The following is an 11,741-nucleotide window of genomic DNA, read 5'->3' as shown; positions in this document are numbered from 1 at the left end:
AGTTAATCTTTCTTTTTTTCACTGAATTTTGCGGAAAGCTCCGATACTGGACTTTTGCGTTCTTCCACTTCTTTTCCAGTCACCATCTCTTCGATAATCCCATTAATGATACCCCCAAGGATGATGATTGTTGCAGCCAGATTCAGCCAAAGCATCAAGACGATAAAACTTCCAATAATTTGATAGCCGCTGAGTCGTGCGGCAAAAAATTTTGCATAAAGACCAAATAATTGTCCCAAAAGCATCCAACCCACCGTAGCAAAAATCGCTCCCGGTACAGTCGAGCGAACTTTGATTTTCGCGTTGGGCACTAACCAATAAATCAGCATCATTACAATCAGCAAAATCACGATTGTCAACGGCCACTTCAAAGTTTGGAACGTATCGATAATGGTTCCGGGAAAATGCAGAACGGGTTGCAATACATCTAAAACAATCTTACCAAAACCGAGAACCAGTGTCACCCCAACGATTGCTCCCATAAAGAAAACAATTGTGACGAGCGAAACCAAACGTACCAGAATAAAATTCTTGCGGTTTTCTACCCCATAGGCTTTGTTCATTGCTGTTTGCAGGGCGTTGATACTTTGACTAGCTGACCAAATCGTGACTAACGCCGAAATCGATAAAAGTCCCCCTGAACCTTGTGTCAAAAGATTTTCAATCGCTGGTCCGATAAATTGATACACCTGCTGAGGAATCAGCTCTCTGACGTAAGGGAGCACAGAATTTGGGTCAATGGACAAAAACGGCAGCACATTTCCGATAGCAATCACTAAAGGAAAAAGAGAAAGCAATAAATAATAGGCAACTACGATTGATGACGTACCCATTTCCGAAGTCATAAAGCGAGTGTATGTCGTTTTAAAAAAGCGCATAACTTTCGTGTTGTTTTGTAACTTACGAATAAATTTCATTGCATTCTCCATTTCTTGCTGCTTAGTAAGTTCCCTCTTCCCCTTGAGAAGTCAAAATTTTTGGCCCGTCTTTTGTAATAGCAATCGTGTGTTCAAACTGACAGCTTAATCCACCATCTAAGGTGTAGGCTGTCCAACCATTTGGGTCCATCTTCATTTTCCATGTTCCGGTATTGACCATAGGTTCTACGGTGATGACCATTCCTTCTTTTAAACGCAGTCCTTTTCCTGCTTCACCATAATGAGGAATTGAAGGACTTTCGTGGATTGTTGGTCCAATGCCGTGTCCAACAAAATCCCGAACAACAGAAAGATTTTCCCCTTCTACATAAGTTTGGATTGCATGACCGATGTCACCGATTCGATTGCCGATAACAGCCTGTTCAATTCCCAAATACATAGATTTACGGGTTACTTCCATCAAGTGGTCCAATTCAGGTGTAGAATCACCTACAACATAGGACCAGCAAGAATCAGACATCGCACCTTTTAAATCAATACACATATCCACTTTAATCAAATCCCCATTTTTCAATGGTTGCTTGCGAGGAAATCCATGACAGATTTCTGTGTTGACACTACAACAAGTCGCATATTTATAGCCTTCAAAGCCAATTTGTGCGGCAACTCCGCCATGGCTTTCAATAAAATTGCGAACAAAGACTTCGATATCCCAGCTTGAAACACCGGGTTTGATAAATGTGCGCAACTGTTTATGGACTTCCGCCAATAATTCACCAGATTCCTTCATTAATTCAATTTCTCTTGCTGATTTTAATGTAATCATTTTACTATCTCCTCTTTTCAAATCGTTCTTATTTTACCATAGTAGCGATTTTTCGCCAAATGCTGTTTATTTCACTTCGGGAGGAGTTTTCTTTCCAACCTACATTTGCTATAATTAAGCCGAGCCTAGAAGGAATAGTTTATAGAGAAATCGTAGGAGGAACCTCATGACTGTAGCAAAAATCGTTTATGCTAGTATGACTGGAAATACAGAAGAAATCGCGGATATCGTTGCCGAAGCAATGGAAAACTTAGCGATCGATGTCGAAATCAATGAATGTACACAAGTGGATGCCGACGAATTTGAAGATGCAGATATTTGCATCGTAGCGACCTATACATATGGTGATGGTGAACTGCCAGATGAGATCGTTGATTTTTATGAAGATCTGCAAGAACTTGATCTGAGCGGAAAAATTTATGGTGTTTGCGGATCTGGAGACACGTTTTATGATGATTTCTGCAAATCCATCGACGATTTTGACGCTGTCTTTGCCAAAACCGGTGCCACAAAAGGAGCGGAAAGTGTCAAAGTTGATTTGAACGCCGAAGAAGAAGATATCGAAAATCTGGAGACCTTCGCCAAAAAACTTGTCGAAGCAGCAAAATAAGTTGACGAAGCAAGAGGGACGCGCTTAACTGACGCGTCCCTCTTTTTGTCTGTTTTTAAACAGGCTTAATAGTTTAATTGTACTGCCAACTGGTCATTGAGAATATCTCTGATACTTTCTTCCATCAATCCTTTGATCTGATCTTCTGTCGGAGCAATGATTCCGGAAGACATCAAGGAAGCAATACCCGTCGCAACGATCCATGTACCCATATGAAGTTCTTCCAATTCTTCCTGAGATAAGTTTTGGTAGTTTTCATCATCTTTTACAGCTTGAACAAAATAATCGTAAGAAAATTTCCGGATTTTTTTTCCGCCGCCGTATTCTTCCAAATACATTGCGCGGTAAAGTCGTCGTTTGGTGGTGGCGAATTCTATGTAGTTCAACGCTAAGTCAATAATCGTATTGCCTGTATGTTCAATCGGAAAAACATCGGTCGCTAAATAGTTTAAAATTTTGTCAATCAGCGCATTTTTTAAATCATCCATGTTTTGAAATTCTAAATAAATCGGCTGTGTCGAGCAATTCATCTCTGCAGCGATATTTCTTGCCGTAAAGCGAGCAAATCCATCTGCCGCAACAACATCATACGCCGCATCTAAAATTTGATCTCGGGTAATTGTTTTCTTTCTTGCCATGATATTTTAATCTCCTTCGTCATTTTGTATATCGCTTTCATTTTTTGCCTGAATTTATTGTATCATGTTTTTTTTTATCTGACAAAAACTCTTTTTTCTTCTTTTCAATTTATAGAAATAATTTCACTTGTTTTTTCAACATCAAAAAAATTTTTTCAAAATCACAGCACTTTTGTTGTCTTGTCATTTTCCCAGTGTTATCATAAAAATGGTTATCTAATTATTAAAACCCTTTAGGAGGTAAATTATGGTACTCGCAAATTTTAAAGAATATCTAAACAAATATGCACAACTGATTACAGAGGTGGGTGTCAATGTTCAAAAAGGACACACAATTGTTATTCAAATCAGTGTGGAACAAGCAGAATTAGCCCGCTTACTTACAAAAAAAGCCTATGAACTTGGTGCATCAGAAGTCATTGTTCAGTGGACCGATGATTTTGTCCAAAAAGAATTTCTAGCGTTCGCAGCCCAAGACCGAATTGAAACGGTACCGCAATATAAAGTCGACCAGGCCGACGATTGGGTGAAAAAAGGTGCCAGCCGCATTAGTGTTGTCTCTTCCAATCCTGATTCACTGGCTGGAATTGATACTCATCGCGTGGCAACCTACCAAGCAGCCAGCGGAAAAGCTTTATTGAATCTGCGAAAAGCTACCCAAGCAAATAAAGTTAGCTGGACTGTGGTAGCCGCCGCTGGCCAAGACTGGGCACAAAAAGTTTTTCCAAATGATACACCCGAAACAGCTCAAGACCGTTTGTGGGACGAAATTTTCAAAACTACCCGTATCTACGAAGCAAATCCTGTAGCTGCTTGGAAAGCCCACGACGAAAAATTGCAAAAAAAAGCAGATGAATTAAATAAAGAACAATTCACTGCGCTGCATTACACTGCTCCGGGAACAGATCTGACGATTGGCTTGCCTAAGAATCACCTTTGGGAAGGCGCCGGTAGTTTTAATGCCCGCAACGAAAAATTCATGGCAAATATGCCAACGGAAGAAGTTTTCACTGCACCTGACAGCCGCCGGGTAGATGGCTATATCTCCAGCACGAAACCTTTAAGCTATGCGGGAACGATTATTTCCGGAATGACTTTTACTTTCAAAAATGGAAAAGTCGTTGATTTCTCCGCAAAACAAGGACAAGAAGTCTTGAAAAAATTATTAGAGACAGACGAAGGCGCTACCCACTTAGGTGAAGTTGCCTTAGTTCCTGATCCGTCCCCAATCTCACAATCCGGGATTACCTTCTTCAATACGTTGTTTGACGAAAATGCCTCCAATCACTTGGCATTAGGTTCCGCCTATGCCTTCAGCATCCAAGGAGGCACGGAAATGAGCGAAGAAGAATTGGACGCTGCCGGATTAAATCGCAGCCAAACACACGTTGATTTCATGGTAGGCTCTGATCAAATGTCGATCGACGGGATTCGCGAGGACGGTTCTACCGTACCAGTGTTCCGCAACGGTGACTGGGCATAAACGCTAAAAAATCGAGGCGGAAGCTTCGATTTTTTTGTAATGATTAATAATAGTAAATGCTGAGCTTTTTTGGTAGAATTTACTAGGATAGTCGTTGATGGAAAGGGTGAGTGAGAATGACTCCAAATCGTGAAGATTATTTAAAAATAATTCTAGAATTAGGCGGCGATGAAAACAAAATCAGCAACAAACAAATCGTGGCTGGCTTAGATGTATCCGCAGCCTCCGTCAGCGAAATGATTTCAAAATTAGTAAAAGAAGAACTTGTGGAACATTCCCCCTATCAAGGGGTTCAGCTAACACAAAAAGGCTTGAAATCTGCCAGTACTTTGATCCGCAAGCATCGCCTATGGGAAGTTTTTCTCGTTGAACATTTGAATTATTCGTGGAATGAAGTTCATGACGATGCAGAGGTTTTGGAACACGTCACTTCCGAACGTCTTGCAAAACGGCTGGAAAACTATTTAGGCACCCCGGAATATTGCCCCCACGGCGGAAAAATCCCTCGATTTGAAGAAACCATCCATGAAGAAAAACGCCAAACCTTGGCTGATTATGGCATCGGAACTTCCTTGAGAATCGCTCGGGTTTTAGATGAACGTGAATTACTGGATTATCTTGTCGCTATCGATTTGAAAATCCATGAAGAATATGAAATTATCGATGTTGCTGCCTACGAAGGTCCGATCACAATCAAAAATGATCAAAAAACCATCGCTGTAAGCTACAAAGCAGCAAGTACGATTTTTGTTGATCCATTAGATAAGGAGTGAGACCTATGTCAGAAAATAAAAAAGTTCTCTTCACCATTTTTGGTGCGACCGGGGATTTAGCACAACGAAAGCTTTATCCTTCCCTTTTCCGTTTGTATCGAAAAGGCGATATTCAAGAACAATTTGCCGTGATTGGAACGGCTCGTCGGCCTTGGAGCGATGAACATTATCGCGGCATCGTTAAAGAAACCATCGCTTCTCTAAATCCAACAGAAGAAGAAGCTGAAAAATTTGCCGCTCATTTTTATTACCAATCCCATGATGTGCAAGATACTGAGCACTACCTCACGTTAAAGAAATTAACCGATACACTGGATCAAAAGTACCAGCTTGACGGCAATCGCCTTTACTATTTGGCAATGTCGCCTAATTTCTTTGGGGTAATCGTAGAACACCTGCAATCACAAGGAATGCTGGATTCTACTGGATTCCATCGCATCATCATTGAAAAACCTTTTGGCTCCGATTATGAAACAGCCAAACAATTGAATGAAGAAATTAATGCGGTGTTTTCCGAAAATGAAATTTATCGGATCGATCATTACCTAGGCAAAGAGATGATCCAAAATATTTCTGCAATCCGCTTTGCAAATAATATTTTTGAATCTATGTGGAACAATCGCTATATCGACAACGTGCAGATTACGTTGACAGAAAGTTTAGGCGTGGAGGATCGCGGCGGTTATTACGACCGTAGCGGAGCCTTAAAAGATATGGTCCAAAACCATATTCTGCAAATCTTATCTTTGTTAGCGATGGAACCACCAGCTGCTTTTTCAGATCAAGAAATTCGTGGTGAAAAAATCAAAGCATTGAACGCAGTCCGAGTTTATACAGAAGATGAAGTGCGAGAAAACTTTGTCCGAGGACAATACAGCAGCGGAAGTTTGGAAGGCACAAATTTTGCCTCCTACCGGGAAGAACCAAATGTCAGCGAAACCTCTACAACCGAGACCTTTGTTGCCGGTAAATTTAAAATCGATAATTTCCGTTGGTCTGGCGTTCCTTTTTATGTTCGGACCGGTAAACGTCTGACGGAAAAAGGAACCCGTATCAATATCGTTTTCAAACAAGTGCCTGTCAATTTATTTAAAGCCGACATCAAGGAACCTTGCGAAAATAAAAAGCTCCCACAAAATGTTTTGACGATTTATATTCAACCAACAGAAGGTTTCAGCCTTTCTCTTAACGGCAAAGAAATCGGACAGGGCTTCAATACCCATCCGGTCAAATTGGATTACCGCAATAGTGCCGAGGCAGTAGAAAACAGCCCAGAAGCTTATGAACGCTTAATTTTCGATGCCTTAAATGGTGACAGTACAAACTTCACCCATTGGGATGAAGTTGCTCAATCTTGGCGAATCGTTGATGTAATCCGTGGTGTTTGGGATAAGGATACTCCAGACTTTCCGAACTACGCAGCTGGAACAATGGGGCCACAAGCGGCCTTTGACCTGCTGGAAAAAGATGGCTTCGAGTGGATCTGGCAACCAGATGAATGGTACCGCGAACGCAATTTATTAGATTAAAAAAACACTTCCCGACTTGAAATCGGGAAGTGCTTTTTTAGTTTTCGAAACCTTCTGCTACTGCTTCCGCAAAGTTTTCTTCAACAATATGCGCACAATGTCCACAAAGAGTTGGCAGTTTTTCATCTGAACCGACATCTTTTCGGACTTGTCGGCAACGGTCACAAACTACACCATCTGCTTTTTCCACCAGTAAAGCAACCTCTTCAAATTGATGTGCTTCATCAGGTACCGGTGTTCCGGCAGCCTTCACTTCAAAATAATCTGGTGAAACAATCAGTAATTGTGCAATGTTTTCATCTACTGCTTTTAGCATTGCAGCAGTTTGTTCATTTGGATAAACAGTTAGTTTTGCTTCTAACGATTTACCGATTAATTTTTTGTTCCGTGCTTCTTCTAACGCCTTCAAAACATCATCACGGAAATCCATAAATGCTGTCCAAGTATCCAACAATTCTTGTTGATTTGCAAATTCTTCATATGCTGGGAATTCAGCCAATTGTACATATTCTTCCTCTTCACTCAAGAAAGACCAGATTTCTTCTGCTGTATGAGGAATGATTGGCGTTAATAATTTTGTCAAAGCCACAGCGGTTTGATAGAATACCGTCTGCATGCAGCGACGTTGCGGATCATTTTCTGCTTCAATATACACAACATCTTTTGCAAAATCCAAATAGAAAGAGGAAAGATCTACCGTCAGAAAATTCATTACTGTTTTGTAGATATGCAGGAAGTTATAGCTTTCGTAGCCTCCACGCAATTCTTTCACCACTTGATTCAAGCGTACAGTCATATATTTATCCACGGAACGCAAGTCTTCATAAGGAACCGCATCTTTTTTAGGATCAAAATCGGCAGTATTCGCCAACAAGAAGCGCATCGTGTTACGAATTTTTCGATAAACTTCTGCAACTTGTTTCAAAATATCCATTGAAACTCGGACATCTGCTTCATAATCAACACTGCTGACCCATAGTCGTAAAATATCGGCACCCATTTGCTTGATTACCGTTTCAGGTACAATGGTGTTTCCTAATGATTTACTCATCTTGCGTCCTTCACCATCTAGGGTAAAGCCTTGGGAAAGCACTGCTTTATATGGAGCAATACCATTGATTGCTACACTGGTGGTGATACTGGAGTTGAACCACCCGCGATATTGATCTGATCCTTCCAAATACATATCAGCCGGGAAAGTCAATTCAGGACGTTGACGAAGGACCGCTTCATGGGATGAGCCAGAATCAAACCAAACATCCATGATATCATTTTCTTTTGTAAACGTTCCATTTGGTGAACCTGGGTGGCTAAAGCCTGCAGGCAACAATTCCTTGGCTTCCCGTTCAAACCAAACATTTGAACCAAATTCAGCAAATAACTGAGCAACATGTTCCACTGTTTCTGGTGTAATGATGGCCTCACCGTTTTCTGCATAGAAAATTGGTAATGGCACACCCCACGCCCGTTGACGAGAAATTACCCAATCTCCCCGGTCACGAATCATATTGTATAAACGTGTTTTTCCCCAAGGAATGATCCAATCAACTTTTTCAACTTCATCCAAAATATCTTGACGGAATTTATCGATTGAAGCAAACCATTGCGGTGTAGCCCGGAAAATAACGGGTTTTTTCGTCCGCCAATCATGGGGATAGCTATGGGTGAAGAAATCTAATTTCAGCAGAGCGCCTTTTTCTTCCAATAATTTTGTGACCATTGGATTTGCTTTGTCATAAAAAATCCCTTCAAATCCTGGCGCTTCATCTGTGAAAACACCGCGATCATCAAGAGGAGATAACACATCCAAATGATATTTTTTACCCACAATGTAGTCGTCTTCCCCATGACCAGGAGCGGTATGAACAAGTCCAGTACCAGCATCCAAGGTTACGTGTTCGCCACACATGACTAAAGACGTACGATCATAAAATGGATGTTGTGCAGTCATGTATTCCAATTGTTTTCCAGAGAACTCTTGCAAGACAGTGACTTTTTGCCAGCCTAATTCTGTCGAAACCGTTTCTAATAAGTCTTTTGCCACCACATATTTTTTGCCATCCGCTTCAACTTGCAAATAGGCAAATTTAGGGTGAACAGAAATTCCTAAGTTAGCCGGTAACGTCCAAGGTGTCGTGGTCCAGATAATAAATGATGTATCGGTATCCAACAAATCTTTGCCATCAACGACTTTAAAGGCCACGTAGATCGAAGCTGATTTTACATCCTTATATTCGATTTCGGCTTCTGCTAAGGAAGATTCACTGGACGGTGACCAATAAATTGGTTTCAATCCTTTGTAGATATAGCCTTTTTCAGCCATCTTGCCAAAAACGCGAATTTCAGCCGCTTCATACGCAGGATCCAATGTAACATATGGATGATCCCAATCACCGGAAACACCTAAACGTTTAAAATCACTGCGTTGTTTGTCCACCTGAGTCAACGCATATTCTTTACATTTTTCACGATATTCAGCTAACGTCATTTCTTTGCGTTTAATTCCTTTATTCGCCAATACTTGTTCGATTGGCAGTCCGTGGGTATCCCATCCAGGGACATAAGGCGAACGAAAGCCAGACATCGATTTTGAACGGATAATAATATCTTTACTGATTTTATTTAGTGAGTGTCCAAGATGGATATTGCCGTTTGCATAGGGTGGTCCATCATGTAAAACAAAGGTTGGTTTTCCTTCGTTTAATTTTTGACGACGTTGGTATAATTCATTTTCTTCCCATTCTTTTTGCCATTCAACTTCTCGATTAGGCAAATTGCCCCGCATTGGAAAAGCTGTTTTTCCAAGATGTAAGGTATCTTTGATTTTCATCTTTGACCCGCTCCTTTTAATCAATTAACGAAAGTCTCGTTGTGCAAATCCATTTCTGTTGTTTCCAAAAAATTTTTCAAATAAAAAAACGCTCCTCCCAAAAAGGGACGAACGTTTGTCGTGGTACCACCCAAAATATGAAATCTAAAACTAGATTTCCTCTTGTAATCGTTAACGGAATTACCCGTTGATTTTTACTGATTTTCAAAATCAAAACTGGTAGAGGATCTTTCTATTTGTAGGGTTTCACTAGACTCTCACTATCACTAGCTCGCTTTTAAAATACAAATAGCTTTTCTGTTCTACTTATTGGTTTCTTCGATTTTATTTAAAAGTTCTTTTGCATCATCAAGCGTGGTTACTTCCGTTTTTTCTGGAACACCGATGATTTTTTCACTTGATTCAACAATGGAAACACCAGAATTATCATTTGCTTCTGCCTCTGAGTTTACTTCAGAACCATTTTCATTGTCAAGCTCTTTTGCAACAAGTTCTTTGAAAACTTCATGTCCATCTTGTACATAACTTGAAAATGGTTTTAAGATTTCATCCCACTCTGGGCTCTTGACTTGTTCCAGTTGTGATTGCAACATCAACGCCAGATTTTGATGGAAGACCCGTGTTTTCGTCTTCAAATCATTGGTTTCCGTTGCTAATTGACGCGCATTTTGTGTAGCATCATTCAAGATATCTTTTGCTCGTTGTTCTGCAGAAGTCGTTAGTTGATGTGCTTGCTTTTCAGCCGTTGCGATCATTTCATCCGCTTTATTTTGTGCAGAGGTCACAATCACTTCCGATTCCTTGCTGGCGCTTGTTTTAACTTTATCTGCCGTGTCTTGTGCCACGATGATTGATTGATTCAATGCATCTTTCAGTTCATTGAAATATTCCAATTTTTCTTCCGCATGTTTCAATGATTTTTCCATTTCACGATTCTTTTGAACCAATTCTTCGTAATCACGAACAATCAGGTCTAAAAAGTCATCAACTTCGTCTTGATTGTAGCCTCTCATTTTTACCGGAAAGCTCTTATTTTGGATGTCTAATGGAGATAGTGCCATAGTTTATTCCACCTTTATTCATTATTTACGTAACACACCAAGCAACAGCCGGATCTTTTCTTTTTTTGTTGTTCCTTCTAACCCTTGAATCTGTAAACGACCAAATCCTCTTACTGAAACGATATCCAGTAAATCCAGAACAAAATCTGGTCGTGCAGCCTCCGCCCAATTCACCTTTACTTTTCCTGCCTCAATTAGCTGTTTTGAACGCTGACGGGAAATATTATAGATACTAGATACAACTGTATCTAACCGCAAAGAACTGACTGTTGCCCGTTCTTCCGTCCAACCATCTTTAGGAATCAAAATATCCGTATAATTTTTTTCTTCCAAACGAACACTGACATTGCCAATTTTAGTCACCTGCAATTGGACAAAGCTGCTGACCTCTGTCGCAACAAAAACCTGCCAGTTGGTGCCGTCAGAAATAATGTCACCGAAAAATTCCCGTTTGATTCCCGTTCCAACCAGAGTGCCAAGGACTTTTCCATGGCTCAAAGAGGCAAATTTTGTTGGGTAGTTAATTTCAAAAAGCGTAATCTCAAAATCACTACTCGTCGGTTCGTAATAATCAGGAAAAATCAAACAACGCTGACGTTCTGCCTGCTCATACCCACCATAAAATTGGAATTTCAAATCGGTCGACTGTCGAACCAGCGTCTCCACAATGTATGCTTGCCGCGGATCTAAAAAATCGGTCAAGTAAGGTGCGTACTGCATTTGAACCTGTTCAATCCAATCTTGAACGGCGTCAACAAAAGGGTGCTCTTCTGTGCGGAAATGTTGATAGACATTTGCATTCAAAGAAACTCCCCCTTTTTTTACATTATTCTAAACAGAATCATCGTAATTGCCCGACTTGCCAAATTCAAAACGATGACTGCAACCGCAATCGTAAAATCAATCGGTCCAACATGTAAGGGCAATCGGTCAAAAAGACTTAAATATGGTTCACAGATTTTTTTTAAAAAACGTCCGAGTGCTGACTGATACCCACCGGGAAACCACGAAAGCAATGCATAGATCACTAATAAAATCGTATAAAAATAAATTGCTTGATTAAAATAATAAAGTAATGTGCTAATAAGTGCTTCCTCCTTGTTCCACTAACTT

The 11,741-nt window shown here is 40.4% G+C and carries 11 protein-coding genes and 1 other annotated feature; of the genes, 4 read left to right on the top strand and 7 right to left on the bottom strand.

Annotation, left to right across the window (positions count from 1 at the left end):
- Nucleotides 1–2: 2 nt before the first annotated feature.
- The gene (locus tag BN1875_RS11085) at nt 3–917 is read right to left on the bottom strand and encodes a YihY/virulence factor BrkB family protein (RefSeq protein ID WP_048604897.1); all 915 of its coding nucleotides are present in this window, start codon (nt 915–917) and stop codon (nt 3–5) included.
- Between the two features lie 22 nt (nt 918–939).
- The gene (gene map, locus BN1875_RS11080) at nt 940–1,704 is read right to left on the bottom strand and encodes a type I methionyl aminopeptidase (protein WP_048604896.1); all 765 of its coding nucleotides are present in this window, start codon (nt 1,702–1,704) and stop codon (nt 940–942) included.
- A gap of 166 nt (nt 1,705–1,870) precedes the next feature.
- On the opposite strand from map, the gene BN1875_RS11075 reads away from it, so the two are divergent.
- Nucleotides 1,871–2,314: a flavodoxin gene (locus tag BN1875_RS11075; protein WP_048604895.1), complete on the top strand. Its 444-nt coding sequence runs from the start codon at nt 1,871–1,873 to the stop codon at nt 2,312–2,314.
- 65 nt (nt 2,315–2,379) lie between these two features.
- On the opposite strand, the gene BN1875_RS11070 is transcribed toward BN1875_RS11075, so the two are convergent.
- Nucleotides 2,380–2,952: a TetR/AcrR family transcriptional regulator gene (locus BN1875_RS11070; RefSeq protein WP_048604894.1), complete on the bottom strand. Its 573-nt coding sequence runs from the start codon at nt 2,950–2,952 to the stop codon at nt 2,380–2,382.
- Between the two features lie 247 nt (nt 2,953–3,199).
- Here BN1875_RS11070 and BN1875_RS11065 point away from each other — a divergent pair, with 247 nt between their 5' ends.
- The 3 genes from BN1875_RS11065 to zwf all read left to right on the top strand — a co-directional run bounded on the left by BN1875_RS11065 (nt 3,200) and on the right by zwf (nt 6,737).
- Nucleotides 3,200–4,435 (top strand): aminopeptidase, encoded by a 1,236-nt coding sequence (locus BN1875_RS11065; protein WP_048604893.1) that lies wholly within the window; start codon nt 3,200–3,202, stop codon nt 4,433–4,435.
- A gap of 116 nt (nt 4,436–4,551) precedes the next feature.
- Entirely contained in the window at nt 4,552–5,208 is a 657-nt protein-coding gene (locus BN1875_RS11060) for a transcriptional regulator EfaR (protein ID WP_048604892.1), read from the top strand.
- Between the two features lie 5 nt (nt 5,209–5,213).
- On the top strand, nt 5,214–6,737 hold the full coding sequence (zwf, locus tag BN1875_RS11055) for a glucose-6-phosphate dehydrogenase (RefSeq protein WP_048604891.1): 1,524 nt from the start codon (nt 5,214–5,216) through the stop codon (nt 6,735–6,737).
- A gap of 37 nt (nt 6,738–6,774) precedes the next feature.
- Here zwf and ileS read toward each other — a convergent pair whose 3' ends face one another.
- The 4 genes from ileS to BN1875_RS11035 all read right to left on the bottom strand — a co-directional run bounded on the left by ileS (nt 6,775) and on the right by BN1875_RS11035 (nt 11,713).
- Nucleotides 6,775–9,567: an isoleucine--tRNA ligase gene (ileS, locus tag BN1875_RS11050; RefSeq protein WP_048604890.1), complete on the bottom strand. Its 2,793-nt coding sequence runs from the start codon at nt 9,565–9,567 to the stop codon at nt 6,775–6,777.
- Nucleotides 9,568–9,667: 100 nt separating this feature from the next.
- Nucleotides 9,668–9,886, bottom strand: a binding site (T-box leader).
- The gene (locus BN1875_RS11045) at nt 9,870–10,628 is read right to left on the bottom strand and encodes a DivIVA domain-containing protein (RefSeq protein ID WP_048604889.1); all 759 of its coding nucleotides are present in this window, start codon (nt 10,626–10,628) and stop codon (nt 9,870–9,872) included. (Overlaps the previous feature by 17 nt.)
- Nucleotides 10,629–10,649: 21 nt before the next feature.
- Complete coding sequence (locus BN1875_RS11040) at nt 10,650–11,432, bottom strand: YlmH family RNA-binding protein (RefSeq protein WP_048604888.1); 783 nt, start codon at nt 11,430–11,432, stop codon at nt 10,650–10,652.
- 17 nt (nt 11,433–11,449) lie between these two features.
- A complete protein-coding gene (locus BN1875_RS11035; protein WP_048604887.1) occupies nt 11,450–11,713 on the bottom strand; it encodes a YggT family protein in 264 nt (87 codons plus the stop codon).
- Nucleotides 11,714–11,741: the final 28 nt, after the last annotated feature.

Origin of the sequence: Enterococcus massiliensis, assembly GCF_001050095.1 — a bacterium.
Classification (GTDB): Bacteria; Bacillota; Bacilli; order Lactobacillales; family Enterococcaceae; genus Enterococcus_C; species Enterococcus_C songbeiensis.
Note: the sequence above shows the minus strand (reverse complement) of the source record. Positions and strands in the feature narration are given on the sequence as shown.